Annotated in this window: 24 protein-coding genes; 9 read left to right on the forward strand and 15 right to left on the reverse strand. The window is 70.7% G+C overall.

Annotated elements, in window-relative coordinates; translation table 11 throughout:
• Positions 1-66 precede the first annotated feature (66 nt).
• The 9 genes from ABZ880_RS43690 to ABZ880_RS43730 form a co-directional block, all read right to left on the reverse strand.
• On the reverse strand, positions 67-480 hold the full coding sequence (locus ABZ880_RS43690) for a DUF3151 domain-containing protein (protein ID WP_361275684.1): 414 nt from the start codon (positions 478-480) through the stop codon (positions 67-69).
• A 47-nt stretch (positions 481-527) separates the two neighbouring features.
• On the reverse strand, positions 528-1,994 hold the full coding sequence (locus ABZ880_RS43695) for an MFS transporter (protein WP_361275687.1): 1,467 nt from the start codon (positions 1,992-1,994) through the stop codon (positions 528-530).
• Positions 1,995-2,062: 68 nt separating this feature from the next.
• Complete coding sequence (gene fbaA, locus ABZ880_RS43700) at positions 2,063-3,085, reverse strand: class II fructose-bisphosphate aldolase (RefSeq protein ID WP_361275690.1); 1,023 nt, start codon at positions 3,083-3,085, stop codon at positions 2,063-2,065.
• A gap of 140 nt (positions 3,086-3,225) precedes the next feature.
• Positions 3,226-3,774 (reverse strand): orotate phosphoribosyltransferase, encoded by a 549-nt coding sequence (gene pyrE, locus ABZ880_RS43705; protein ID WP_361275692.1) that lies wholly within the window; start codon positions 3,772-3,774, stop codon positions 3,226-3,228.
• Between the two features lie 10 nt (positions 3,775-3,784).
• On the reverse strand, positions 3,785-4,591 hold the full coding sequence (locus tag ABZ880_RS43710) for an aldose 1-epimerase (protein ID WP_361275695.1): 807 nt from the start codon (positions 4,589-4,591) through the stop codon (positions 3,785-3,787).
• A gap of 43 nt (positions 4,592-4,634) precedes the next feature.
• Positions 4,635-5,537, reverse strand: a complete 903-nt coding sequence (locus ABZ880_RS43715; protein WP_361275698.1) for an SRPBCC domain-containing protein — start codon at positions 5,535-5,537, stop codon at positions 4,635-4,637.
• 453 nt (positions 5,538-5,990) lie between these two features.
• Complete coding sequence (locus ABZ880_RS43720; protein ID WP_361275702.1) at positions 5,991-7,628, reverse strand: polyamine aminopropyltransferase; 1,638 nt, start codon at positions 7,626-7,628, stop codon at positions 5,991-5,993.
• A gap of 101 nt (positions 7,629-7,729) precedes the next feature.
• Positions 7,730-8,272 carry a DUF2617 family protein gene (locus ABZ880_RS43725; protein ID WP_361275705.1) on the reverse strand — a complete coding sequence of 181 codons (543 nt, stop codon included), beginning with the start codon at positions 8,270-8,272 and terminating at the stop codon, positions 7,730-7,732.
• A gap of 374 nt (positions 8,273-8,646) precedes the next feature.
• Positions 8,647-8,919 carry a hypothetical protein gene (locus ABZ880_RS43730; protein WP_361275707.1) on the reverse strand — a complete coding sequence of 91 codons (273 nt, stop codon included), beginning with the start codon at positions 8,917-8,919 and terminating at the stop codon, positions 8,647-8,649.
• Positions 8,920-9,050: 131 nt separating this feature from the next.
• Between ABZ880_RS43730 and ABZ880_RS43735 the strand changes: the two genes are divergently transcribed.
• A complete protein-coding gene (locus tag ABZ880_RS43735; RefSeq protein WP_361275710.1) occupies positions 9,051-10,256 on the forward strand; it encodes a pyridoxal phosphate-dependent aminotransferase in 1,206 nt (401 codons plus the stop codon).
• A gap of 210 nt (positions 10,257-10,466) precedes the next feature.
• Positions 10,467-11,570, forward strand: coding sequence for a hypothetical protein (locus tag ABZ880_RS43740; RefSeq protein WP_361275788.1), 1,104 nt, complete (start codon positions 10,467-10,469; stop codon positions 11,568-11,570).
• A 23-nt stretch (positions 11,571-11,593) separates the two neighbouring features.
• On the opposite strand, the gene ABZ880_RS43745 is transcribed toward ABZ880_RS43740, so the two are convergent.
• Both ABZ880_RS43745 and clpB read right to left on the reverse strand, forming a co-directional pair.
• Positions 11,594-12,124, reverse strand: coding sequence for a YbjN domain-containing protein (locus ABZ880_RS43745; RefSeq protein ID WP_361275713.1), 531 nt, complete (start codon positions 12,122-12,124; stop codon positions 11,594-11,596).
• 160 nt (positions 12,125-12,284) lie between these two features.
• Positions 12,285-14,882 carry an ATP-dependent chaperone ClpB gene (gene clpB / locus ABZ880_RS43750; protein ID WP_361275715.1) on the reverse strand — a complete coding sequence of 866 codons (2,598 nt, stop codon included), beginning with the start codon at positions 14,880-14,882 and terminating at the stop codon, positions 12,285-12,287.
• Between the two features lie 121 nt (positions 14,883-15,003).
• Here clpB and ABZ880_RS43755 point away from each other — a divergent pair, with 121 nt between their 5' ends.
• Positions 15,004-15,417: a TIGR03618 family F420-dependent PPOX class oxidoreductase gene (locus tag ABZ880_RS43755; RefSeq protein WP_361275717.1), complete on the forward strand. Its 414-nt coding sequence runs from the start codon at positions 15,004-15,006 to the stop codon at positions 15,415-15,417.
• A gap of 160 nt (positions 15,418-15,577) precedes the next feature.
• Here the strand turns inward: ABZ880_RS43755 and ABZ880_RS43760 are convergent, their stop codons facing one another.
• Together ABZ880_RS43760 and ABZ880_RS43765 are read right to left on the reverse strand one after the other, a co-directional pair.
• Positions 15,578-15,913 carry a hypothetical protein gene (locus tag ABZ880_RS43760; protein ID WP_016437222.1) on the reverse strand — a complete coding sequence of 112 codons (336 nt, stop codon included), beginning with the start codon at positions 15,911-15,913 and terminating at the stop codon, positions 15,578-15,580.
• On the reverse strand, positions 15,910-16,125 hold the full coding sequence (locus tag ABZ880_RS43765; RefSeq protein WP_361275720.1) for a hypothetical protein: 216 nt from the start codon (positions 16,123-16,125) through the stop codon (positions 15,910-15,912). The genes ABZ880_RS43760 and ABZ880_RS43765 overlap by 4 nt, the downstream gene beginning before the upstream one ends.
• A 154-nt stretch (positions 16,126-16,279) precedes the next feature.
• Here ABZ880_RS43765 and ABZ880_RS43770 point away from each other — a divergent pair, with 154 nt between their 5' ends.
• A complete protein-coding gene (locus tag ABZ880_RS43770) occupies positions 16,280-17,260 on the forward strand; it encodes a helix-turn-helix transcriptional regulator (protein ID WP_361275723.1) in 981 nt (326 codons plus the stop codon).
• Positions 17,261-17,276: 16 nt separating this feature from the next.
• Positions 17,277-18,263: a helix-turn-helix transcriptional regulator gene (locus ABZ880_RS43775; RefSeq protein WP_361275726.1), complete on the forward strand. Its 987-nt coding sequence runs from the start codon at positions 17,277-17,279 to the stop codon at positions 18,261-18,263.
• Here the strand turns inward: ABZ880_RS43775 and ABZ880_RS43780 are convergent.
• Positions 18,226-19,260: a LuxR C-terminal-related transcriptional regulator gene (locus ABZ880_RS43780; protein ID WP_361275728.1), complete on the reverse strand. Its 1,035-nt coding sequence runs from the start codon at positions 19,258-19,260 to the stop codon at positions 18,226-18,228. The genes ABZ880_RS43775 and ABZ880_RS43780 overlap by 38 nt on opposite strands.
• 237 nt (positions 19,261-19,497) lie before the next feature.
• Here ABZ880_RS43780 and ABZ880_RS43785 point away from each other — a divergent pair, with 237 nt between their 5' ends.
• From ABZ880_RS43785 to ABZ880_RS43795, 3 genes are read left to right on the forward strand one after another with little or no spacing between them, the layout of a single operon-like run.
• Positions 19,498-21,042 carry a circularly permuted type 2 ATP-grasp protein gene (locus ABZ880_RS43785; protein ID WP_361275730.1) on the forward strand — a complete coding sequence of 515 codons (1,545 nt, stop codon included), beginning with the start codon at positions 19,498-19,500 and terminating at the stop codon, positions 21,040-21,042.
• Positions 21,039-21,971, forward strand: a complete 933-nt coding sequence (locus ABZ880_RS43790) for an alpha-E domain-containing protein (RefSeq protein ID WP_361275733.1) — start codon at positions 21,039-21,041, stop codon at positions 21,969-21,971. Before ABZ880_RS43785 ends, ABZ880_RS43790 begins: the two co-directional genes overlap by 4 nt.
• Before the next feature lies 1 nt (position 21,972).
• Complete coding sequence (locus ABZ880_RS43795; protein WP_361275735.1) at positions 21,973-22,815, forward strand: transglutaminase family protein; 843 nt, start codon at positions 21,973-21,975, stop codon at positions 22,813-22,815.
• A gap of 61 nt (positions 22,816-22,876) precedes the next feature.
• On the opposite strand, the gene ABZ880_RS43800 is transcribed toward ABZ880_RS43795, so the two are convergent.
• Positions 22,877-23,992 (reverse strand): substrate-binding domain-containing protein, encoded by a 1,116-nt coding sequence (locus ABZ880_RS43800; protein ID WP_361275738.1) that lies wholly within the window; start codon positions 23,990-23,992, stop codon positions 22,877-22,879.
• Positions 23,993-24,284: 292 nt separating this feature from the next.
• On the opposite strand from ABZ880_RS43800, the gene ABZ880_RS43805 reads away from it, so the two are divergent.
• Entirely contained in the window at positions 24,285-25,994 is a 1,710-nt protein-coding gene (locus ABZ880_RS43805; RefSeq protein ID WP_361275740.1) for a PA14 domain-containing protein, read from the forward strand.
• Positions 25,995-26,027 lie beyond the last annotated feature (33 nt).

Below are 26,027 nucleotides of genomic sequence, written 5' to 3' on the forward strand. Positions count from 1 at the left end.
AATCGTGCCCCGAAACCGCAAGGTCCGCCCGGTCACACCGGGCGGACCTGCACCGATACGCGTCGGCTAGCCGAGGGTCTGGGCCGCCGTCGGCGAGGAGTCCTTCAGGAACTGGCTGCAGCGCTCGTACTCCTCCTGCTCGCCGATCGAACCCGCGGCGCGGGCGAGGGCGTGCAGGGCGCGCAGGAAGCCGCGGTTCGGCTCGTGCTCCCAGGGGACCGGGCCGTGGCCCTTCCAGCCGTTGCGGCGCAGGGAGTCCAGGCCGCGGTGGTAGCCCGTACGGGCGTAGGCGTACGACTCCACGACGCTGCCCCGCTCGAACGCCTCGTCGGCCAGCTGGGCCCAGGCCAGCGAGGACGTCGGGTACTTGGCGGCGACATCCGCCGGCGCGGTGCCGTTCGCCAGCAGCTCGCGCGGCTCGGGGTCGTCGGGGAGGTGGGTCGGGGGCGGGCCCCCGAGAAGGTTTTCGTGAATGGCCATGCTTTCAGTTTGCGTCATGCGCATTCGTGAGTGCGGAGCAGCGGCCCCTAAGCGATACGGCCCCGCGCCCGCTCCCCCTCCAGCGGCGGAGCCGCGACCCCTCCGTGCGTACGGCACTCCGGGCGCCGGCACCCGGGCGGCAGTGGCCGTACCGTCGCGAAGGCGACCGCCGAGCCCACCACCAGCGCTCCGGCGCAGATGAGCATCGCCCGGTGGAAGGCGTCGTCGAAGGCGGTCGGGGAGCGGTAGGCCTCCGGGCCCATGCCCGCGAGCAGCGGCAGTGCGGCCACCGCGATCAGGCCGGCCGCGCGGGCCGCCGCGTTGTTGATACCGCTGGCCAGGCCCGCCCGCGCGGTGTCCACGGAGGCGAGGACGGTGGCGGTCAGGGGTGCCACCAGGGTGACCAGGCCGACGCCGAGGACCAGCACGGCGGGCAGTACGTCGGTCACGTACGAGGCGCCCGGCCCGACCCGCAGCATCAGCAGCATTCCGGCCGCGGCCACCAGCGGGCCGACGGTGAGCGGGATGCGCGGGCCGATGCGGTCGGCGAGGGCGCCCGAGCGGGCCGAGAACAGCAGCATCATGAGGGTCGTCGGCAGCAGCGCCGTACCGGCGGCGAGGGCCGACCAGCCGACGGCGACCTGGAGCTGGACGGCGGCCAGGAAGAAGAAGCCGCCGAGGGCCGCGTACACGCACAGGGTGACCAGGTTGACCGCCGTGAACTGCCGGGACGCGAAGATGTCGAGCGGCATCATCGGGTCCGGGCGGCGCTTCTCTACGTAGACGAAGGCCACGCCCGCGGCGAGCCCTGCGAGCGCCGTGAACACGACGGCCGGGGAACCCGAGCGGGCCTCGATCAGCGCGTACGTCACCAGGGCGAGCGCAAGGGCGCCCAGCACCGCGCCGAGGACGTCGAAGCGGCCGTGGCTGCGGCCGTCGGCGGATTCGGGGACGTGCCGTACGGCGATGGGCGCGCACAGCAGCGCCAGCGGGACGTTGAGCAGGAACACCCAGCGCCAGCCGGGGCCGTCCACCAGCCAGCCGCCCAGGAACGGGCCGACCGCCGCCCCGATCCCGCCGAAGCCGGACCACAGGCCGACGGCTCTGCCCCGGTCGTCGGGATGGAAGGACGCCTGGATCAGCGCGAGCGAGCCGGGGGTGAGGAGCGCCCCTCCGACGCCCTGCAGTGCGCGGGCCGCGATGAGCACACCGGCATTGGGCGCCAGACCGCACAGCAGGGAGGCCGACGCGAACCACACCACCCCGATCACGAAGATCTTGCGGCGGCCGTAGTGGTCGCCCAGGGAGCCGCCCAGCAGGATCAGCCCGGCCAGCGTCAGCATGTACGCGTTGACCGTCCACTGCAGCGCGGCCAGGTCGGCGTCCAGGTCGCGGCCGATGCGCGGGAGGGCGACGTTGACGACGGTCGAGTCCAGCATCGCCATGCTGGAGCCGAGGACGGTGGTCAGCAGGATCCACTTGCCCTGCGGGGAGGCGATCCGGACGTCGGGCATGACCACAGGTATACAGCGAGCCCGGCGCCAAGGGCAGGCACCGGGCTCACGTGAGATCCCGCGAGGGATTACTTGATCTTGTTGCCCGCCGAGCGCAGGTTCTGCGTGGCCTCGACGACACGGGCCGCCATGGACGCCTCGGCCAGCTTGCCCCAGGTGCGCGGGTCGTAGGTCTTCTTGGAGCCGACCTCGCCGTCGACCTTCAGGACGCCGTCGTAGTTGCGGAACATGTGGTCCGCGACCGGACGGGTGAAGGCGTACTGGGTGTCCGTGTCGATGTTCATCTTCACGACGCCGTTCTCCAGCGCGGTGCGGATCTCCTCCTCGGTGGAGCCGGAGCCGCCGTGGAAGACGAAGTCGAACGGGGACTGCTTGCCGAACTTGGCGGCGACGCCCTCGTTCAGCTCCTTCAGCAACTCGGGACGGAGCACGACGTTGCCCGGCTTGTACACGCCGTGCACGTTGCCGAAGGACGCGGCGAGCAGGTAGCGGCCCTTCTCACCGAGGCCCAGGGCCTCGGCCGTACGGATCGCGTCCTCGACCGTGGTGTAGAGGGAGTCGTTGATCTCGTGCGAGACGCCGTCCTCCTCGCCACCGGTCGGGGTGATCTCCACCTCGAGGATGATGTTGGCGCGACGGGCCTGCTCGAGCAGCTCCTGGGCGATGGAGAGGTTGTCGGCCAGGGTCTCGGCGGAGCCGTCCCACATGTGCGACTGGAAGAGCGGGTTGCCGCCCGCCTTCACGCGCTCCTCGGAGATCGCCAGCAGCGGACGTACGTACCCGTCGAGCTTGTCCTTCGGGCAGTGGTCCGTGTGCAGCGCGACGTTGACCGGGTACTTCTCGGCGACGATGTGCGCGAACTCGGCGAGCGCGACCGAGCCGGTCACCATCTCCTTGCTGAACTGGCCGCCCAGGAACTCGGCACCACCGGTCGAGATCTGGACGATGCCGTCGCTCTCCGCCTCCGCGAAACCGCGCAGGGCCGCGTGCAGGGTCTGGGTCGAGGTCACGTTGATGGCCGGATAGGCGAACTTGCCTGCCTTCGCCCGGTCCAGCATCTCGTTGTAGACCTCGGGAGTTGCGATGGGCATCTGTCCGCTCCTTGGTATGTGCGGGTTGACGATCTACTACTACGGCCCTGACCTAGACCTTGGGGGTGACGTCATCGTCGGGCCACATCTTTCCAGACTTGGCCGGATGCTTTGCCCGCCCTGTCCGGCTTGTGGACAACTCAGTCGACACCCAGGTCGTCCTTGGAGTAGGCGAAGAGGTACGGCACTCCGGCGCCCTCCTGGATCTTCTCGGCGGCACCGGTCTCGCGGTCGACGATCGTGGCGACGGCGACGACCTCCGCTCCCGCCTCGCGCACCGCCTCGACGGCGGTCAGCGGGGAGCCGCCGGTGGTGGAGGTGTCCTCGACGACCAGGACCCGGCGGCCCGCGATGTCCGGCCCCTCGACCCGGCGCTGCAGGCCGTGCGCCTTCGCTGCCTTCCGTACGACGAACGCGTCGACGCGCTTTCCGCGCGCTGCGGCCGCGTGCAGGATGGCGCCCGCGACCGGGTCGGCGCCCATGGTCAGGCCGCCCACCGCGTCGTAGTCGAGGTCGGCGGTCAGGTCGAGGAGCACCTGCCCGACCAGCGGGGCGGCCTCGCCGTCGAGGGTGATGCGGCGCAGGTCGACGTAGTAGTCGGCCTCCAGACCCGAGGAGAGGGTCACCTTGCCGTGCACCACGGCCTTGTCCTTGATCTGCTGCAGCAGCTCGCCACGTACGTCCGTCATGCCTGTCAGCTTAAAGGCGGTGCCAAGTCCAGACGGTCGTGGCCTCCAGCGGCTCCAGCGGGGTGACCTGGCGGGGCAGGGTGTTCAGGCCGTCGGGCGGGCCGGTCTGCGGTTCCACGCAGACGGCGGCCTCCTGCTCGTCGTAGACGACGACCCACTCCTCGCGGCTGGCCACCTTCAGCTCCAGCTGCCCGGGCCAGGTGAGCGTGACGTCGACGCCGCCGGGCATGCCGAAGCAGTCGTCCCAGGGGCCGGGGCGCGGGTCGAGGCGGTTGCCGGTGGGGAGGTGGTCAGCGCCTCGCTCCTCCTGCCAGGCGGGGGTGAAGTCCAGGCGGACGTCCTCGCCGACTGTTCCGTCCTCGCCCGCGAGGGTTCGGTTGAACCAGGGGTGCCAGCCGATCTGGGCCGGGAAGGAGGAGTCGATCGTCTCCACGGCCATCGTCAGGGTCAGGGAGTCCGGGGTGAGGACGAACTGCTGCGTGACGCGGCCGGCGTAGGGCCAGGGCTCCACCAGGTCGTACGTGATGACGGCCTCGTCGGTGTTCACGCGCGCGGTGCGCCAGGCGCCGTCGCGGACGGTGCCGTGGATGGCGTGCGGCGGGGAGTTGAGCGGCATCTGGTGGACGGTCGCGCCGTCCCGGAAGCGGCCGTCCCGGATCCGCCCGCACCAGGGGACCATCGGGAAGCACCCGAACCGCTCGCCCTGGCGGAGCAGTTCGATACCACCGACGCGCAGTCCTCCGACCCGGCCGCCGTTGCCCGGCTGCACGGTCACCTCCGCGTCGCCCGCGGTCAGCGTGATGTCTTCGTTACTCACGGGACGACCCTACTGGGGCGATCAAGACCCCGGTGCACCACGCTCAGCGGCGCCTGCGCAGCACCCGGCTCACCACGATCGCCGACGCCAGGACGAGTGCCGCCGCCGGGGCCGCCCAGCGCAGGGGCGAGCCCGGCGCGATCGTCTGCGGGGCGGGCACGGGGGCGTAGCGGCCGCGCGGCGGGGCGTGGTCGACCTCCTCCGCGCTGCGTCCGATCATCGTGCGCCGGGCGTGCGCCGCTTCGGCTGGGGGTTCGGGGGCCTCGGTGAAGTCGTCGGAGGCGGGGGTGGGGGCGGAGGTCGCGGCTGCTTCTGCCGGTTCCTCGTGCTCCTCCTCGGCCTGCGGGTCGAGGGACGGCGGGGGAACCTCGGTGTCGAAGACGGAGGTGTGCTCGGCGGGCTCGGGCGCGGGGGCCGGTGCGTCGTCGGCGTCCGGGGTCGTGTCGAAGTCGCTGGTCGCCTTGGGCTCGAACTCCTGGGTGACCAGGGGCTCGGGGGACTCCGCCTCCTCCGCCGGCTCCTCGCCCGACTGTGTGCCCAGGCTCTCCGCGAAACGGTTCAGCAGCCGGGCCACGGCGGAGGCGACCTGCTCGGCCGGGAGTTCGGTGACGCGGCCGTCCGCGGAGGCGGTGCCCTCGAAGGACAGCGTGGAGCCGCCGTCGGCGTCGGTGACGCGGAGGGTGAGGGCGAGCTTGACCGAGCCGGTGCCGCGGGTCTCGGTGGCGTCGCCCTCGGCGGCGTAGGAGCCGTCGTCCTGCGCGGTGACGCGTACGGTGCCGCGGTAGGTGACGGAGTGGCTGCCGACGCGCACTTTCAGCCGCCCGGTGACGGGCTCGGCGCCGGCGTCCTGCTGGAGCCCGGGAACCGCCCGGGCCACCTGCGCGGGATCGGCGAGGGTCTCCCTCAGCCGCTGGGCCGGAACCGGAACGAACACCTCATGCTCCATGGCACGCGAGCCTACCCAGGTGGCCGGGTCCTGCACCCCCGTTGGTCGAAAGTGACCGCGCGTCGGCACCGGGTCAAGGGGCACCCCCTGGCGTCACCAGCCCCGTCTCATAGGCGACCACCACCACCTGCGCCCGGCTCGCCAGGCCCAGCTCTGTCATCGTGCGGTCGTCAGCGCCGCCGCGATCAGGCCGTCGGCGGCGAGTGGGTGGATCCGCATCGCCGCAGCGTAACGCCGGTGTGCGGACGGGGGCGTCTACGTCCGGCAGTACCGCGGAAGTTGCAGGAACCGTCCGGTTACCGCACGGGTTGGGTAAGGGATCCAACCGTTGCGGGATTCGGTGCCGGGTGGGGCGCCCGTACGTTCTCGGTGCGGGCCGAAACCGGGGGGTGCGTACGGTGGTCCGTCCCGGCTCCGGGGGGCGGGACGGGCCGCTGTGCGGGTTCGTCGCGGTCAGTAGCGGGGGTGCACCAGCGTCGACGCCGGCAGCCCGTCGATGCGGGCCAGCGCGGCCGCGTTCCCGTCCGCCGTCAGGGCCGGCTGGGTGAGGGTGCGCAGGGGCGGCTCGCGCGGATCGAGGCGCAGGCGGGGGCGGGTGTCCGCGCAGGCCAGGACGAAGCCCCAGTCGCGGGGGGTGCGGGCCCCGTCCGTCATGCGGTCGGGGCCCGCGGTGAAGCCGGAGTCGCGGCCGCCGACGCGGTAGGGGGCGGTGTGCAGACCGGCGGCGCGCAGGGTCGCGTCGACCGTCCAGAACACGCGCGGACGGTCGGCGAACGGGCCGGCGTGCACCACCAGACGGCCGCCGGGGGCGAGCACGCGGCGGGCGAGGCCGTAGAACTCCTGGGAGTACAGCTTGGTGCTGGCGGTGATGCCCGGGTCGGGCAGGTCCGAGACCACCACGTCGTACGCCGCCGTGGGCGCCGTGCGCAGCCAGCGGAAGGCGTCGTCCGTCGTCACGCGCACGCGTGGGTCGTCGTAGACATGGCCGTTGAGCTTCGAGAGGGCGGGGTCCCGGCGGGCCAACCGCACGACGCCGGCGTCGAGTTCGACGATGTCGACCTGTCGCACGCCCTCGTGGCGCAGCACCTCGCGGGCGGCCAGCCCGTCGCCGCCGCCGAGGATGAGCACGCGCGCGTGCGGGCCGTTCATCGCGGGGTGGACCAGGGCTTCGTGGTAGAGGTGTTCGTCGCGGCCGCTGACGCGCAGCCGGCCGTCGAGGAAGAGGTCGAGGGGGCGGCCGTCGGTGCCGCCGGTGAGGACGACCTCCTGGCTGCCGGTCTGCTGTGCCACGCGTACGTCGCGGCCGTAGACGGCGTGCCGGGCGGCCCGTTCGAAGTCGTCGACCAGGACGGCGGCGGAGGCGAGGACACCCAGCACGGTGACGTTGGCGATCAGCAGCAGCCAGCGGGCGCGGCGAGTGAGGTCGCGGCGGAACAGGCCGAGGACGAGGGCGCCGCCCGCGATCGCGTTGACGGCGCCGGTGATCAGGGCGCCCGTCAACTGGCCCAGCAGGGGCAGGAGAAGGAAGGGGAAGGCGAGGCCGCCGACCAGCGCGCCCACGTAGTCCGCGGCGAAGAGGTCGGCCACGGCGCCGCCCGCGTCCTGCCGCCGGATGCGCTGGATCAGCTCCATCAGCAGGGGCACTTCGGCGCCGATCAGCAGGCCGATGGTGAGCGAGAAGGCGACCAGCAGCCAGCGCGGGCCGCACGCCCACAGGCCGCCCCAGTCGCCGGTCCACGCGAACACGGCGTACAGGGCCATCGCACTGCAGCCGCCGACGAGCGCGAGCGTCGCCTCGATCGCGCCGAAGCCGGCCGCGGCACGCCAGCGCAGCCGCTTGGCGGCGAGCGAGCCGATGCCCATCGCGAACACCATCACGGACAGCACGACCGAGGCCTGGGTGACCGAGTCGCCGATCAAGTACGAGGCCAGGGCGACGAGTTCGAGTTCGTACACGAGTCCGCATGCGGCGCAGACGAAGACGCATGCGAGGACGAGGAAGCGTCCGGTGCTCGGCCGCACCGGCAGCCGCGGCGGGCCCGGCCACGGGGGCGGGCTGCCGGGTGGTGCTGGCGCGTGCGGTTCGATCACGACTGCGACGTTACGTCACAGCAGAGTCACGCTTCGTCACCCACACGTGTGGAACTGTGTTTGGGATCGGCACGGGGCGTTTGCGGGGCGTTCGAAGGCCATCAAACGCCGGAGGGGCTGAGTTTGCCCGAACTCACGGGCACCCGCACACCCACCCGCGTCCGCGTCGCCACCAACTGCCCGTCCTGCGGGTACGCGTGCCAGGTCCGCCAGTGGACCTGGCCCTCGTACCACTGGGCAAGCAGCGCGGTGAAGGCGTGCGGGCTGCCGGGGAAGACGCCGGCGAGGCCGTTCGGATGGTCGGAGACCAGGGCCAGCAACTCCTGGGCGCGGCCCGCGAAGGAGCCCGGTGAGAGGACCTCGACCCGCGCCGCGAACTCGTACTCCCAGTTCCCGACCCGCTTGGCCACGCCCAGCGGCAGCGGTGTGCTGCTGCCCGCAATGCATGCCACCGTCTCCGAACAACTGCCCCGCTCCTCCTCCAGGAGCACCTGGTGGGATGCGCCGAGGAGTCTCAACTGCAGCTTGGCCCCGGCCAGTTCGAGGTCGAGTGTGGCCAGTGCGGGAAGCGGCTCGCGCCCCAGGGCCCAGGCGAGGTCGGCCGCACGCGTGTCGCTGTAAGAGGTGTTCAGGGTCGTGAGCATGGGTCGGCTCCGCTAGCAAGCAATGAAAGGGAGTGTGGGGGTCCGGCACACCCGGGCGACAGTGGGGGGATCGGCCCGGTCAGCCCAGTCGGGAGGTCAGGAAGGTGTCGCAGGACGCCGTCCGAGGGGCTGGGTTGGTGATTTAGAGGGAATCATGAACTGTGGCGCCGCCACAGCGTTTTTACCCAAGTTCGTGCGGTTTCCATCCCTCAGAGGGCTCCACAGCTCAACTGTTCAACCACGGCGTACGCCACGGCGGCCACGGCGCACGCCGGTACGTGCGAGCGCCCGCCGGGGCGTGGGCTCCGGCGGGCGCTCGACGGGAGTGACGGGAGTGGTTGCGGTTCCCCCGCGGTGAGTTCGGCTGCCCCGTGTCAGCTGCCTCCGCCACCGCATCCGCCGCCGCCACCGCAGGAGGACCCGCCGCCGCAGGACGAGTGGCCGCCGCCGCAGGAGTGGTGTCCCCCGTGGTGCCCGCCCGACGAGCCGCCGTCTCCCCCGCCGGCCCACCAGCTGCTGCTCCCGCCACTGCCCGAGCCGCCGCGGCTTCCCCCGCCGTACGACTTCGACCCGCCCCTGCTCACTGCCGAAATGGCGATCGCCACGAACGCGATCACGACCGCCGCCACGATGAAGCCGGTGAACATGGCGTCACCGTCCTTTCGAGATTCCCTCGAAGCAGCCCCCCGTGGGCGCCCCGGTCCTTGCGTGAACGGGGGATGCCCGGCCGTCTCACCGGCCAAAGCAGAGTTGAGGAACTCCAGAGCTTCGGCGCAGGATGACCGGCATGACCTCCAGCAACCGCCCCTTCCTCAACCGCCGGCTCGCCGAGTTCGGGACGACGATCTTCGCCGAGATGTCGGCCCTGGCCGTGCAGACGGGTTCGATCAACCTGGGCCAGGGCTTTCCCGACACGGACGGCCCCGAGGAGGTGCGGGAGGCGGCGGTTCGGGCGCTGCGGGACGGCCGCGGCAACCAGTACCCGCCGGGCCCCGGCATCCCCGAGCTGCGCACCGCGATCGCCGCGCACCAGGAGCGGCGGTACGGGCTCTCGTTCGACCCCGACACCGAGGTGCTGGTCACCGCAGGCGCCACAGAGGCCATCGCCGCGTCCCTGCTGGCCCTGGTGGAGCCCGGTGACGAGGTCATCGCCTTCGAGCCGTACTACGACTCGTACGCGGCCTGCATCGCGATGGCGGGCGGCAAGCGGGTCCCGGTGACCCTGCGCCCGCACGAGGGCAGCTTCCGTCTCGACCTCGACGAGCTGCGCTCGGCCGTCACCGACCGCACCCGCTTGCTTCTCATCAACACCCCCCACAACCCCACCGGCACGGTCCTCACCCGCGAGGAGCTGACGGCCGTCGCCGAGCTGGCGGTGGAGCGCGACCTGCTCGTCGTCACGGACGAGGTCTACGAGCACCTGGTCTTCGACGATGCCGAGCACCTCCCCCTGGCCACCTTCCCGGGCATGCGGGAGCGGACGGTCACCATCGGCTCGGCCGGCAAGACCTTCTCGTTCACCGGCTGGAAGGTGGGCTGGGTGACGGCGTCCCCGGGCCTGGTCTCGGCGGTCCGCTCGGCGAAGCAGTTCCTGACGTATGTGTCGTCGGGCCCGTTCCAGTACGCGGTCGCGGAGGCCCTGTCCCTCCCCGACACGTACTTCACGGCCTTCCGCGAGGACATGCGCGCCAAGCGGGACCTGCTGGCGACGGGCCTCGCGGACGCGGGCTTCGAGGTCTTCAACACGGCCGGCACGTACTTCATCACCACCGACATCCGCCCCCTCGGCGCCGAGCTGTCCAAGGACGGCGACGGCTTCGCCTTCTGCCGGGCCCTCCCGGAGCGCGCCGGCGTGGTCGCCATCCCGAACGCCGTGTTCTACGACCACCGGGACGCGGGGGCGCCTTTCGTGCGGTTCGCGTTCTGCAAGCAGACGGGGGTGCTGGAGGAGGCGGCCAAGCGGCTGAAGGCCTTGGCGGGCTGATCCGGCGGGCTGTTTTCGGGCGCGCGTCACGTCGCCACGCCGGACGGAGCAAATCCGTACCCGCCCGGATGCGCAACACTCGCGCTCGTCCGGTTCACCCTGCAATGTGCCGGTGTGACCCACGCCAGTACCCTCGCACCAGCCTCCGTCACCGGACCCCGCCCCGGCGCCGGTACCGAGGAGCGCGCTCAGCCGTCGGCGGTGGCGGCCATGGGTGGGGCCCTCGGGCTGTTCGTCCTCGCCCGGCTGCTCGGCGGTGTCGTGGTGGCCCTGCTCTCCTGGGAGGCCGGACGGAACCCGTTCGCGCTGCTCGGGCGCTCCTGGGACTCGCTGTGGTACCTGGGCATCGCCGCGCACGGATACGGGCACACGCAGCGCTTCCGGCTCGACGTCGTCCACAGTGACCTGGCGTTCTTCCCGCTCTACCCGGCGCTCGTACGGGGCGTGACGACCCTGACTCCGCTGGCCGGGGGCACCGCCGGGCTGGTCGTGTCGTGGCTCGCGGCCGCGGCCGCCGCCTGCGGGGTCTACGCCGTCGGCGCCCGGCTGCACGGGCGGGCCGTGGGCACCGCGCTGGTGCTGCTGTGGGGTCTGCTGCCGCACTCGGTCGTGCTGTCCATGGCGTACACCGAACCGGTGCTCACCGCCTTCGCCGCCTGGTCGCTGTACGCCGTGCTCACCCGGCGCTGGGTCTGGGCGGGCGGGCTGGCGCTGGCGGCGGGGCTGGCCCGGCCCAACGGGTTCGCGGTCGCGGCGGCGGTGCTCGCGGCGGCGGCGTACGAGGTCGTGAGGCGGCGCGGAAAAGTTACCCACAGGCTGTGGACGGGCGCGGCGCTCGCGCCGGTCGGGTGGGTGGCGTACGTCCTATGGGTGGGGCGACGGAAGGGGGATCTGCTCGGCGGGTACTTCGAGGTGCAGCGGCTCTGGGGGTCGCGATTCGACTTCGGGCGGGGGTCGCTGCAGTTCGTGCACCGCCTGCTGCTGCACGGGGACCGGTTCGTGTTCCCCATGACGATGGTGATCGTCGCGGCCGCCGTGCTGCTCTTCGCCCTCCTGCTCGCCGACCGCGCCCCGCTCCCCCTCGTCGTCTACGGCGGTGTGCTGCTGCTGATCGCGCTGGGCGGGTCCGGGTTCTTCGAGTCCAAGCCCCGGTTCCTGCTGCCGGCCTTCCCGCTGCTGCTGCCGCTCGCCCGGGCCCTGGTCCGCACGGCGAGAGCCCGGCCGCGGCACGCGACCGTGGTGGTCGGTGCCCTGGCCGGGCTCTCGTTCTGCTACGGGGCGTATCTGGTCGTGATCGCCAATACGCCGCTGTAGGGCCTTGTGCGGCGGAGCGAGGACTACTCCTCGTCGTCCTCGGGCTTCTCCGCCTCGTTGACCTCCTGCTCGAGGCCGAGCTGCTCGACGAGCCACTTGTCGAACTCGATGGCGGCGCGCACCCAGCTGACCGTGGAGGACACGAAGTGCTCCAGGGCGACGCCGGTGCCGATCAGCATCTGCGCCTCGCCGATCAGGCGGACGGTGCCGTCGTCATGGGTGTGGCTGTAGACCTTGGGCCACAGGGTCCGCCGGTTCCAGTCGTCGATGGACTCCAGCAGCAGCGGCTTCTCGTCGATCTTGTGGGGCCGGTCGTAGAACGTCCGCACCGAGAAGACCTGCTGGTCACCCTCACCACGGAACATGAAGTACGTACGGAACTGCTCCCACGGCGCCGCGAGGTCACCCTCGTCGTCGACGACGTACTTGAGCTCCATCTGGTCGAGGAGCTGCTTCACGAGGTCCTGATCCGGGACGACGGGGCCCGCCGGTCCTTGGGGCTGCGGCTCGGGCTGGCCCCCGAAGTTCGGAATCGAGGACGGGTCGATGCTCACCGTGATTTTCCCTTCGTACGGATTCAGTCATCCTCCCTCATCCGGGGAGGGGGGTGGCAAGCCCCGACGGCCCTGTCAGCCACGGGCTGACACGATCCGGTCACCTGCGACGCAGGCCCGCCACCCACCAGGGTGACGGGCCTGCCGCGGTACCGCTCGTCTACAGCGTCTTGCCGGTCGCCGGGCCCACGATCAGGCCCTCGCCGAAGGCGTCCACACGGACCGTGTCGCCGTCCTTGACCTCGCCCGCCAGGATCTCCTTGGCGAGGCGGTCGCCGATGGCGGTCTGGACGAGGCGGCGCAGGGGGCGGGCGCCGTAGGCCGGGTCGTTGCCCTCGTCGGCGAGCCAGGCCAGGGCCTCGTCGGTGATCTCCAGGGTGAGGCGGCGCTCGGCGAGGCGCTTCGCGAGCCGGTCGATCTGGAGGCGGGCGATGCGGCCCAGCTCGTCCTTCGACAGGGCGGAGAAGACGACGAGGTCGTCGAGGCGGTTGAGGAACTCCGGCTTGAAGGACGTCCGGACGACCTCCAGGACCTGCTCCTTCTTCTCCTCCTCGCCGGTCAGCGGGTCGACCAGGAACTGGCTGCCCAGGTTGGACGTCAGCACCAGGATCGTGTTGCGGAAGTCGACCGTACGCCCCTGGCCGTCCGTCAGCCGCCCGTCGTCCAGCACCTGCAGGAGCACATCGAAGACCTCGGGATGGGCCTTCTCCACCTCGTCCAGCAGGATCACGCTGTACGGGCGCCTGCGCACCGCCTCCGTGAGCTGGCCGCCCTCCTCGTAGCCGACATAGCCGGGAGGGGCGCCGACCAGGCGGGCGACGCTGTGCTTCTCGCCGTACTCCGACATGTCGATGCGGACCATCGCCCGCTCGTCGTCGAAGAGGAAGTCGGCGAGCGCCTTGGCGAGTTCGGTCTTGCCGACGCCCGTCGGGCCGAGGAAGAGGAAGGAACCGGTCGGGCGGTCGGGGTCCGCGATGCCGGCGCGGGTGCGCCGCACCGCGTCCGACACCGCCTGCACGGCCTCCCGCTGGCCGATCAGGCGCTTGCCCAACTCGTCCTCCATGCGCAGGAGTTTCTGCGTCTCGCCCTCCAGGAGGCGGCCGGCGGGGATGCCGGTCCAGGCGGCGACGACGTCCGCGATGTCGTCGGAGCCGACCTCGTCCTTGACCATGGTGTCCTTGGCGGCCTCCTCCTCGGCCTCCGAGGCGGCCTCCAAGTCCCTTTCCAGGGTGGGGATCTCGCCGTACAGGAGCTTGGAGGCGGTGTCGAAGTCGCCGTCGCGCTGGGCCCGTTCGGCCGTCCCGCGCAACTCGTCGAGCTTCTCCTTGAGTTCGCCGACCCGGTTGAGGGACTGCTTCTCCTTCTCCCAGCGGGCGGTCAGGCCCCGCAGCTCCTCCTCCTTGTCGGCGAGGTCGCGCCTCAGCCGCTCCAGGCGCTCGCGGGAGGCCGGGTCGGTCTCCTTCTCCAGCGCGAGCTCCTCCATCTTCAACCGGTCGACGGCGCGCTGGAGTTCGTCGATCTCGACGGGGGACGAGTCGATCTCCATACGCAGGCGGGAGGCCGCCTCGTCGACGAGGTCGATCGCCTTGTCGGGCAGGAAGCGGGAGGTGATGTAGCGGTCGGAGAGGGTGGCGGAGGCGACCAGTGCGCTGTCGGCGATCTGGACCTTGTGATGGGCCTCGTAGCGGCCCTTGAGCCCGCGCAGGATCGCGATGGTGTCCTCGACCGTCGGCTCGGCGACCAGCACCTGCTGGAAGCGGCGCTCCAGGGCCGGGTCCTTCTCGATCCGCTCGCGGTACTCGTCCAGCGTCGTCGCGCCGACCATGCGCAGCTCGCCGCGCGCGAGCATCGGCTTCAGCATGTTGCCGGCGTCCATCGCGGAGTCGCCGCCGGCTCCCGCGCCGACGACGGTGTGCAGCTCGTCGATGAACGTGATGATCTGGCCGTCGGAGTCCTTGATCTCGGCCAGGACGGTCTTGAGGCGCTCCTCGAACTCACCGCGGTACTTCGCACCCGCGACCATCGCACCGAGGTCGAGGGCGACCAGCCGCTTGTCCTTGAGGGACTCGGGGACGTCCCCCTTCACGATCCTCTGCGCAAGCCCCTCGACGACGGCGGTCTTGCCGACGCCGGGCTCGCCGATGAGGACCGGGTTGTTCTTCGTACGGCGCGACAGCACCTGCACGACACGGCGGATCTCCTGGTCCCGGCCGATGACCGGGTCGAGCCGGCCCTCGCGCGCCGCGGCCGTGAAGTCCGTGCCGAACTTCTCCAGGGCCTTGTACTGGCCCTCCGGGTCGGGTGTGGTCACCCGGCGTCCTCCCCTCGCCTTCTGGAAGGCCTCCTGCAGCTTTTTCGCACCGGCCCCCTGCCCGGACAGTACGTCAGCGGCGGGGCCGCCCTTCGCGGCGATGCCGATGAGCAGGTGCTCGGTGGAGAGGTAGTCGTCGCCGAGGTCACGGGCGCGCTCCTGCGCGTCGGCGATGACGGCGAGCAGTTCACGGTTGGGCTGCGGCGGCGCGACGGTGGAACCGGTCACGCTGGGCAGACCGGCGAGCACCTTCTCGGCACCCGCGCGCACGGCGGCCTGGTCGGCGTCCACGGCCGCGAGAAGGTCGACGATGTTCTCGTTGTCCTGGCCCTGGAGCAGCGCCAGCAGCAGATGGGCGGGGGTGAGGTCGGGGTGCCCTTCGGTCACCGCACGATTGCTCGCCGCGTTGATCGCGTCCCGGCTCCGGTTGGTCAGCTCGGCGTCCACGTTCGCTGTCTCCTCCTTGCGTCAGCCGTCTCCCGTGTCTGACTCAGTCAGCGTACACAAAGTTGAGTCTATTCCACTCAAGGCTCAGGGCGGGAGGCCCGAACGGCTAGGTTCCGTGGCCATGGCGACCCATTCGAAGGACCCCGGCGCACCCAGTGCCCCTTATCTCGGCTTCTGGCGGGAGCGGCACCTGTGCACGCTGACCACTCCACGGCCGGACGGCAGCCCGCATGTCGTACCCGTCGGGGTCACATACGATCCCGAGGCCCGGCTTGCTCGGGTGATCGCGAGCAGGACGAGCAGGAAGGTGGCCAACGTGCTGGCCGCCGGGCCCGAGGGGGCACGGGTCGCGGTGTGCCAGGTGGACGGGCGGCGCTGGGCGACGCTGGAGGGCCGGGCCGTCGTACGGTCCGAGCCGGAGCGGGTCGCGGAGGCCGAGCGGCGCTATGCCGAGCGCTACGAGCGGACGCCGTCGCCGAACCCGTCCCGCGTGGTGATCGAGATCGACCTCACGCGTGCCATGGGCAACATCTGACCGTTCGCCCGACTGTTTTCGGCCACGAGTCGGTACGGCGCGAGACGGTCGATAGCGGGAAATGTCCGCCAAAACTGCAGCGGCGTCACCGTGTTCAGGTCACGGTGACGCCGCTGCGGGGGGAAGCACCTGAGCGATCTGTTACGACGGGGGAATCGCGTCAGGCACTGCGGGGGGTGGCTGAAATGGTCCGAACATCGGGGGTTTCCGGTTCCACCAGCCGGTGGTCTCGTTGGTCGAGGTTGACGAAGATCATCCCGTACCGGATGGCACATCGCACGGGCTGCGGCGCCCCCCGAGGCCGCCGCAGACACCGGTACGCGCGCACGTCCTCGTCCTCGTCGCGCGTGACGACGACCGGCTCACCGAAGACGGTCACCATCAACGAGTCACCGGAGTGGGGGATCGCGGTGACCAGATCGATGAAGTGCCAGCCGGAGCGATAGGCCGTGGCCATTTCGCGCCGGAAGGAGCGGTCGTCGGGCGGCGTGGTCATGCTTCAGCGCCCGCCGGAGTCGACCAGCCGACGTCCGTGGGGTTGTCGCCGGCGACGACCACCCAGCCGACGTCGCCGGTGCCGGCCGCGGTGACCGACCAGCCGACATCCTGGGCGCTGACGTGCTCGGTCTTGGTCGGGCTCACCCAGCCGACGTCGAGAGGACCAGCCGCACCGCTGGCCAGCGCGACTACGAAGGCAGTGGCAAGCACCGAGCGAAGCATTCTCTTTTTCATGGTCGGCTTCGTCCTCACTTGATGGCTTCCTCTCCCCCGTGAAACAAGACGATGGCTCATTCAGGCACGTCAATGCCACACAAGAGATGCATCATGTTCCTGCACGTTCAGGACCCTGGGGGGTGGAGATTTGCCATCAAAGAGCACAAAGCCGACACATCCTCACGACATCACAGACCTGTGTGCCGACGGTGCGCGTCTCTACGCCAGTGCTCTCAGTTCCGGACGTATCTCCCGGAACGAGGTCGAGAACGCGCCCTGTCTGCTGGAGTTCGCCCTGCTCCACCCCGATCCGGACGACGCCGACTGGCTGCGCCCGGTTCCTCCGTCCGTCGTACTCGCGCAGCAACTGCAGCCCCTGGAACGGGAGATCCAGGACCGGCGGCGGGCCACCCTCGACCTGGCGGACGCCTTCCAGCCGTTCCTGGACATCAGTGCCCAGAAACCGGCTACCACGCACGCGATCACCGTGCTGGAGGGCATCGACCGCATCCACGCGGCGCTCGACGTGGCGATCGCCGAGGCCCGCACCGAGGTCCTGACGGTGCAGCCCGGAGGCAGCCGGCCCGAGCACATCCTCAGCCAGGCGCTCAAGCGCAGCAAGCCGCTGATCGAGCGGGGCATCTCCATGCGCACGCTCTACCAGCACACCGTGCGGCACAGCCAGAGCACTTATGCGTACATGGACCAGATGGCGGGCGCCAAGGTCGAGATCCGCACGCTCGAGGAGCTCATCGAGCGGCTCATCATCTGCGACAGCTCGGTCGCCTTCATCCCCGCCCAGGACGACCGGACGGTCGCCCTGGAGCTGCGCCACCCCGGCCTCGTGCAGTACCTGATCAAGGTCTTCGAACAGCTCTGGCAGCGGGCCACCCCGCTGATGGACGAGGTTCCCTACGAGTCCACCCCCGAGGGCATCACCGGCGTCCAGCGCTCGATAGCCAAGCTGCTCATCGAGGGCCACGTCGACGAGGCGATCGCCCGCCGGCTGGGCATGAACGTCCGCACCTGCCGGGCGCACATCGCCAAGCTGGCGGCCGCCCTGGGCAGCGGCAGCCGGGCCCAACTCGGCTTCCTCATAGCCCAGTCCGGCATCCTGGACCGCGACTGAGACCCGGGGCGGCACGGTGAGCGGACCGGCGCACCCCGGGCACGGCGTGGAGGACCTCTGCGAGGCCGGGGCCCTGCTGTACGAGCGCGCGGTGCGGGAGGGCCGTGTCCGGGCCGCAGACGCCGAACCGGCGCCCTGTCTGGTGGACTTCGGGCTGCTGCATCCGACGGTCGAGGACCTCGACTGGCTGGAGCCCGTCGCACCGGCCGTTGCGCTGCGCCGCCTGCTGCGGGTCTCCGAGGACCGCATCGCGGACGAGCGGCGCCGCGGTGAGCGGCTGGCCGAGGCGTTCGAGCCGCTGCTGCGGATCGGTGACCGCCGCGCGGACGGCACGGACACGCCGACGCTCAGAATCCTCAGCGGCCTCGAGCGCATCAACATAGCCCTCGACCAGGCCCTGACCGAGGCCTCCGGCGAACTCCTCGCCATCCAGCCGCACACCACCCACACCAGGATCTCCCCGGAGCGCCGGGCGGCCGCCCTCGCCCGCGACCAGGTGCTCCTGGACCGCGGCGGCCGTATCCGCACCCTGTACCAGCACACGCTGCGGCACGCGCCCTCGGTGCTCGCCCGCTACGAGCAGCTGGAGGGGGACGTCGAGGCGCGCACCCTGGACGAGGTGACGGACCGACTGCTCGTCATCGACCGGGCCGTGGCGTTCGTACCGGCGAGCGCCGACCTCTCGCTCGCCCTCGAGGTCCGCCATCCGGCGCTGCTGTCGTTCTTCGTCACCACCTTCGACCGGCTGTGGCGGCTGGCGGTGCCGATGTATCCCGAGGCCGTCCAGCGCCCGTCCCTCGGCGGTGTGACGCCCCGCCAGCGGGCCATAGCCGCCCTGCTCGTCGAGGGGCACACCGATGCCGTCATCGCCGACCGGCTCGGCATGAACGTGCGCACCGCCCGCGTCCACATCGCCAAACTGGCGGCGACGCTGGGCAGCGAGAGCCGGGCTCAGCTCGGCTTTCTCATCGGACGCTCGGGGATCCTTGATCAGGCAGACTGAGGTAGGAGGCGGCGTCGCGCGGCCCGTCCAGCCCCACCTGCGCGATCCTGACGCCGAGTTGGGTGCGGCTGGCAGCGCCGAGGGTCTCGGAGAGGCGCGCGATGTGGGCACGGCAGGTGCGGACGCTTATGCCGAGCCGCTCCGCGATCACCGCGTCCTGGTGGCCCTCCGCCAGCAGCGCCGCGATGGACTGCTCGCGGTGGGAGATGCCCTCGATGCCGGTGTCGGGCAGCGGGGCGGTCAGCGGGATCGCCAGGCGCCAGAGCCGTTCGAAGACCGTGACCAGGTACTCGACCAGGGCCGGGTGGCGCAGCTCCAGGGCGAGGGTGCGGTCCGCGTTCGCGGGGATGAAGGCCACCTTGCGGTCGAAGAGGATCAGCCGGTCGATCACCTCGTCGAGGGTGCGCGCCTCGACCGAACCGCCCATCAGTTCCAGGTAGTTGAGCAGGCCCTGGCCGTGCCGGGCCACGTGCGTGTACAGGTCGCGCATGCGCACGCCCCGGCCGCGCAGCGCGAGCGCCCGGTGCAGGCCCTCGGTCAGCTCGTGCTCGGGCCGGATGCCGCCGGGCTGGACCGTGAGGACCTCCGTGGTGCACGCCTCGGTCGCCTCGTCCATCGCGGCCTGGATGCGCGAGAGCCCGTCCAGGACCCGGATCGCGGAGCCCTCCGCGGTGCCCGCCGGGTGCACCGCCGGGCCGAGTCCGGCGTACCACTCGAAGGCGGCCACCGCCGAGCCCATGCGCCGCTGGCTCGCGCTGACCTCGTCGTACACCCCGCGCAGCAGCCGGGTCATGACCTCCTGCGGGGAGGTCGGCACCAGCCAGTCCATGTCGTCGGGGTCCGGGTGCAGCAGGGCGAGCTCGAGCAGACAGGGCACCTGCTCGGCATCACAGCGCGCCACACGGCCCCGCCGTACGGCCCGGGAATACACGCGATCCCCGGCCTCGCACAGTCGGTCAGCACCATGTGGATGCTCGTCCGTCCCGTGCCCGGCCATCGCCCATCCCACCCCCGGTTTCGCCGTCTTCCGCAGCGCAACTATGCGCGGACCGGACCGGCTCCGCAACACGGCTCCGTACGAACCGGACGCCGAAAACAACCCGTATGCCCAATTTTGTACGGGCCTCCGCCCGTCGGGTTGCAACAAGCTGACGGTGGTGCCCGGGTGACGCGTGCAAGCTGCCGGAAATGCCGCAGTGATCGTCGTGTTACGTATCGCCTCTAACGTCCCCTCATGGCGGACATATTTGACGCATACGCGTTGGCCGATGCGTGGGACGAGATGTTTGAACGGCCGGGTGAGGTCAGGACCGCCTATGAGCCGGTGCTGGCGGCGCTGCAGCCGATCGAGCCGAGTGAACTCAGGTTCCGGGCGGACCAGATGGCCCGCGCCTTCACGGACCGTGGTGTGACCTACGCCTTCGCGGGCGAGGAGCGGCCCTGGCCGCTGGATCTGGTGCCGCGGATCCTCGACGCCGTCGAGTGGGATCTCATACAACGCGGGGTGAGCCAGAGAGTCAGGGCCCTGGAGGCCTACCTCGCCGACGCCTACGGGCACTGCCGCGCCTTCGAGGACGGCGTGGTGCCCTGGCGGCTGCTGCTGAACTCCCCGCACTTCCACCGGGCGGCCCACGGGGTCGAGCCACCGGGCGGGGTGCGCATCCACGTCGCCGGCATCGACCTGGTGCGGGACGAGGCCGGGGACTTCCGGGTGCTCGAGGACAACGTGCGGGTGCCGAGCGGGGTGTCGTACGTCATCGAGAACCGGCGTGCGATGACCCGGATCTTCCCGTCGCTCTTCGCCGAACAGCACGTGCTGCCCGTCGACGCCTACTGCCACCGGCTCCTCGCCGCCCTGCGCGCCGCCGCCCCCGACGGGGTGCAGGATCCGCGGGTCGTCGTGCTCACCCCGGGCCCCAACAACGCCGCCTACTTCGAACACGCCCTGCTCGCCCGGCTGATGGGCGTGCAGCTGGTCGAGGGGCACGATCTGGTCTGCCGGAACAACCGGGTATGGATGCGCACGACTCGGGGCGAGGTGCCCGTCCATGTCGTATACCGGCGCCTGGACGACGACTTCCTCGACCCGCTGCACTTCCGCCCCGACTCGGTGATCGGCTGCCCCGGCATCATGGGCGCCGCCATGGCAGGAAACGTCACACTCGCGAACGCCGTGGGCAACGGGATCGCCGACGACAAGCTGCTCTACACCTACGTCCCGGACCTGATCCGCTACTACCTCTCCGAGGAACCGATTCTGCCGAACGTGGAGTCCTTCCGGCCCGAGGAACCGGGCCAGTTGGAGGCCGTCCTCGACCAGATCGACCAGCTGGTCATCAAGCCGGTCGACGGCGCCGGCGGCCAGGGCATCGTCATCGGCCCCAAGGCCGACAAGGACACCCTCGAACGCACTCGCAAAGCAGTGATCGCCGACCCGCGCGGCTTCATCGCCCAGCGGCCCGTCGCCCTGTCGACCTCCCCCACCCTCGCGGGCGAGCGGATGGCCCCGCGCCACATCGACCTCAGACCCTTCGCCGTGAACGACGGCAACGATGTCTGGGTGCTTCCCGGCGGGCTGACCCGAGTCGCCCTCCAGGAGGGCAACCTGATCGTCAACTCCAGCCAGGGCGGCGGCTCCAAGGACACCTGGGTGCTCGCGGAGGGCCCGGCCGAGCAGCCGGAGCCCCGGCCTGCCGCCGCGATCCCCGCCGTCGCCCCGCGCCGGCTGGGACCCGACGGCACCCGTGACGTCGTGCAGGAAGGGGCACAGCAGCAGTGAACGACGTGATCCTCTCCCGGATAGCCGAGGCCCTGACCTGGACCGGGCGCTATGTCGAACGGGCCGACGCCACGGGCCGCATCCTCGACGCCTATCTGCACCGCATGCTGGAGGACCCCTGGCGCGACGAGGACGCGGCCTGCCGGTCGTTGTACGCGATCCTCGGCATGGACGCGGACGGCGAGCGCGTGGACATGCAACAGGTCCTGGACCAGCTGGCCTTCGACGCCCGTTCGACGGGGTCCATCGAGGGCGCGCTCGGGGCGGCACGGCTGAATGCCCGTAGCGCCCGCGAGGCCGTCTCCTCGGAGATGTGGGAGTGCCTCAACTCGACGTGGCACGCGCTCGCCGACCAGCGCATGGCGGCGCGGCGGACGGGCCCGTACGCCTACCTGGAACTGGTCCGGCGACGGGCGGCCCTCTTCTTCGGTCTGGCCGACTCGACCATGAGCCGCGACGACAGCTGGCGGTTCGTGGTGCTGGGCCGGAGCCTGGAGCGGGTGGACATGACCGTACGGCTGCTGTCGGTCCGTGTGCTGGACGCGGCGCACGCGCCCGACTGGCCGACCCTGCTGAGCGCTTCGGGCGCCGACGAGGCGTATGCACGCGTGTGGGGCGGTTTCGGCGACACCCCGCGGGTGGCCGAATTCCTGCTCCTGGACCGGGACTTCCCGCGCTCCGCGCTGCACGCGCTGACCACGGCGGAGGAGTGCCTGACGGCGCTCGGCCGCCCCCGCCAGGACCCGGCGCGCCGCCCGATCGGCCGGCTGCGCACCCGGCTCGAATACCTGGACACCCACACCCTCGAAGAGCAACTGCCGGTCCTGCTACGGGATCTGCAGCAGGCCTGCATGGCGTCCGCCGACGCGGTGGCTGAGCGGTTCTTCCCGTACCAGGGGCCCGTCGAGTGGGCCCAGGAAGGAGCCTGACATGGCTCGTCGCCTCCGCATCAAGCACACCACCCGGGTCTCCTACGCCCAGCCCGCGGCCTCCTCGCACAACGAGGTCCGCATGACGCCGCTGACGATTCCCGGCCAGACCACCCTGGACTCCCGCGTCACCGTGAACCCCACGACGCCCACCTGGTCGTACTGGGACTACTGGGGCACCCAGGTCACCGGCTTCGACCTGATGGACCCGCACGGCAAGCTCACCATCACGGCCTCCAGCCTGGTCGAGACGTCCCCGGCGGAACCGCTCCCGGCCGCGCCCGCGTGGGACGAGCTGGCCGAACGGATCGCGAGCTCCCGCCTGTTGGAGTTCGCGAACCCGACGGGCCGTACGACGGTCCCGCCGAAGCTGGTCAAGAAGGCGCGGAAGGCATCTGCCGGACTCGACCCGCACGAGACGGCGGTCGCGGTCTCCGCCCTGGTCGCCGACCGGGTGTCCTACCTCCCCGGCGCCACCAGCGTGAACACCTCCCCCGCGGAGGCCTGGGAGCAGGGCGCAGGCGTCTGCCAGGACATCACACACCTCACCGTCGCCCTGCTGCGGGGCGTGGGGCTGCCGGCGCGGTACGTCTCCGGCTACCTCCACCCGGAGCGCGAGGCGGAACTGCACCGGCCCGTCGCGGGGCAGAGCCACGCCTGGATCGAGTACTGGGCGGGCGACTGGTGCGGCTACGACCCCACCAACCGCACCCGCGCCGACGAGTCCCACGTCGTGGTGGCCCGCGGCCGCGACTACGACGACGTCACCCCGCACAAGGGCATCTACCGGGGCGTGCCCGGCGGACCGCCACAGGTGTCGGTGGAGTTCACCCGGGTCGCGTGATCCGCCGGCGGAGGGCCGGGGCGCTGTCGCCCCGGCCCTCTCAACCGCTGCCTGCCGAGGACTACTTGAGACCGATCGCCGCGCACTCCGACGCGTACTTCGAGGTGCAGATCTGCGAGATCTTGTAGATGCCGTCCGCCACGACCGTCGCCTTGATGTTCTTCTTCGTCAGGGCCGTCACGGTGACCAGCTGCGCGGGGATGTCCTTGTTGGTGGGGCTGTCGACGGTGTCCTGGGTGAGGGCGTCGAACTGGATGTCGTGGCCCTGCACCTTGGCGACCGCCATCTGCGCGGCGGCCTGGGCCTCCTGCGGGTACGACTTGTAGACGCTCATGTACTGCTCGCCGGCGACGATCCGCTGCACGGCCGGCAGCTCCGCGTCCTGCCCGGTGATCGGCGGCAGCTTGGTGACCCCGGCGTTCTGCAGGGCCGTGACGATGCCGCCCGCCATGCCGTCGTTGGCGGAGTAGACGGCGGCGATGTTGCCCTTGCCGATCGCGTCGATCGCCGACTTCATGTTGGCCTGGGCGTTCTTCGGGTCCCAGTCCTTGGTGTCGTAGGACTTGGCGATCGTCACCTTGCCGTTGAGCTCGGACATCGCGCCCGCCTTGAACTGCTTGGCGTTCGGGTCGGTGGGCGAGCCGTTCATCATGACGATCTTGTCGGAGGTGTCGGCCTCGCTGCCCAGCGCGTCGAGCAGGGTGCGGCCCTGGACCTCGCCGACGAGTTCGTTGTCGAAGGAGATGTACGCGTCGATCGGGCCCTCGGCGAGGCGGTCGTAGGCGATGACCGGGATGCCCGCGTCCTTGGCCTTCGTCACCTCGCTCGCGATGGCGTGCGAGTCGACGGCGTCCAGCAGGATGATGTCGACCTTGTCGTCGATCATCTGCTGCATCTGGCGCGCCTGCTTGCCCGCGTCCTGGTCGGCGTTGGCGTAGTCGACCTTGCCCTGCTTCTTGGTGAGGGAGGCGACCTGCTCCTTGATGATGGGGTAGTCGAAGTCCTCGTACCGCGTGTTGGCCGTCTCCGGCAGCAGCAGCCCGATGGTGACGTCGTTGCCCTTCGTCGGGCTCGCCGAACTGCTGTCCCCCGACACGTTGAGTACACCGCACGAGGTGAGAGACAGGGTCATCGTGGACACTGCCACGGCTATGGCGGTACGACGCGTGGGACGCATGGAGCTCACTTCTGCTGCCTTCCGGACGCGGGCGCAGCTTTGCGACCCGGGTGACTGAAAAGCCAACGCGGAGCGGCCCCGAGGCGTCAAGCGGAATCACTTAACGAGTGCGCAACGCCACGCTCCGCCGATCTTGTGAAGGGATGGCAAAACCGCCTCCAAACACCCTTTACGGACTGCCCACTCAATGGCAGGCAAGGAGAAGGCAAAGATCCGTACAACCAACCCGATACCTCGCGAGTCGTGATCACGGCAGCTCCATCAGCCGTTCCGATCCTGACCAGAGGACCGAATGAACCCAGCCAGACGCACGTCGACGGTCGCCGCCGCCGTCGTGCTGACCACCGCGGGCACCCTGCTCACCGCCGTCGCGGCGCCCGCCTCCGCCGCGACGACCTGCACCTCGCCGGTGTACAAGCGGCAGTTCTACGCCAACACGTCCTTCTCCGGCACCGCGAAGAAGACGGACTGCGACAGCGCGATCGACCAGAACTGGGGCACGGGCGCCCCGGCTTCGGGCCTTCCGAAGGACAACTTCGGCGTCCGGTGGACCGTCACCCGGGACTTCGGTTCCGGCGGGCCCTTCTCGCTTCCGGTCTCCACGCAGGACGGCATCCGCGTCTACCTCGACGGCGTGCGCAAGGTCGACATCTGGAAGAACGTCTCCACGAACCAGAACAAGTCCGTTGACGTCACCATCCCCTCCGGCAAGCACACCCTGCGCGTCGACTACGTCAACTGGACGGGCACCGCCAACGTCTCCTTCGCCTACCTGCCGCGCCTGTCGGCCACCGCCGACAAGGTCAAGCCCCTTGTACCGACCGGGACTTCGGTGTCGTACGACTCCGTGACGGGCAAGGCGAAGCCGACCTGGTCCAAGAACAAGGAGATGGACCTCGCCGGCTACCGCGTCTACCGGCGTCTCAAGGGCACGTCCTTCGACAGCAAGCCCCTCGCGACGACCACGTCGACGTCGTACACCGACACCACCCTGCCGGTGACGGGCGAGACGTACTACTACGAGATCCGTGCCTACGACAGGGTCGGCAACGAGTCGGCCGGTACGGCGGACCAGGGCGTGACCACCGTCGACCGGGTGGCGCCGGGCGTGCCCACCATCGTGAAGGCGACGGGCGAGGTGACCCCGACCGGCGGCACGGGCGGGCTGGAGGTCGGCTGGAACGCGGTCGAGGGCGCGGTGTCGTACCGCGTCTACCGGGCGGCGTCCAGGAGCGGCACCTACACCGGGCTCGGCAGCACGGACAAGCTCTCCTACCTGGACACCTCGGCCGCCGAGAGCGTCGTGTACTACTACCAGGTCTCGGCCGTCGACGCCGCGGGCAACGAGTCCGCCCGGTCCGAGCCCCAGTACGGCAAGATCTGGGACAACGACCCGCCGGCCCTCGTCACCGGCCTGGACGTCACCCCGACCGAGTACGGCTTCGAGCTGAAGTGGGACAAGAGCGCCGCCACCGACCTGAAGTACTACACGGTCTACTGGGGCGAGCTCCTCGACGGCGAGGACGGCGAACAGGTCTGCTACGGCACCGCGTCGGACTACGTCTCGCCCACCCGCACCACCTTCACGTACAGCACCCTCCCGGACGGCGACGAGGTCTGCTTCTTCATGGACGCCGTGGACGACGAGGGCAACTCCGCCATCAAGTGGAGCGACGAGCGCGTCACCGCCGTCTCCGTCACCGAGCTCGACATGACCCCGAGCGTGGCGACGCCCGAGGACGCACCGGTCCGGCTGACGGCGAGCACCGGGGAGACGGGCGTCGCGCTGTCCTGGAACACGGTGACCGACGCCACCGGCTACCAGGTCTACCGCTGGAACCCGGACACCAAGGCGTACGAGAAGCTGGCGGCCACGACGGACACCTCCTACGAGGACACCGGCGCCGCCAAGGGCACCACCCACTACTACTGGGTGACCGCCCGGTACGCAGACGGCACCGAGTCGGCACCCGGCGGCGACTACGCGGTCCTGGCACCCTGAGCGGCCGCACCATGCGAAAGGGGCCCGGAAGTT

It is taken from the genome of Streptomyces sp. NPDC047043 (assembly GCF_040644055.1).
Lineage (GTDB): Bacteria > Actinomycetota > Actinomycetes > Streptomycetales > Streptomycetaceae > Streptomyces.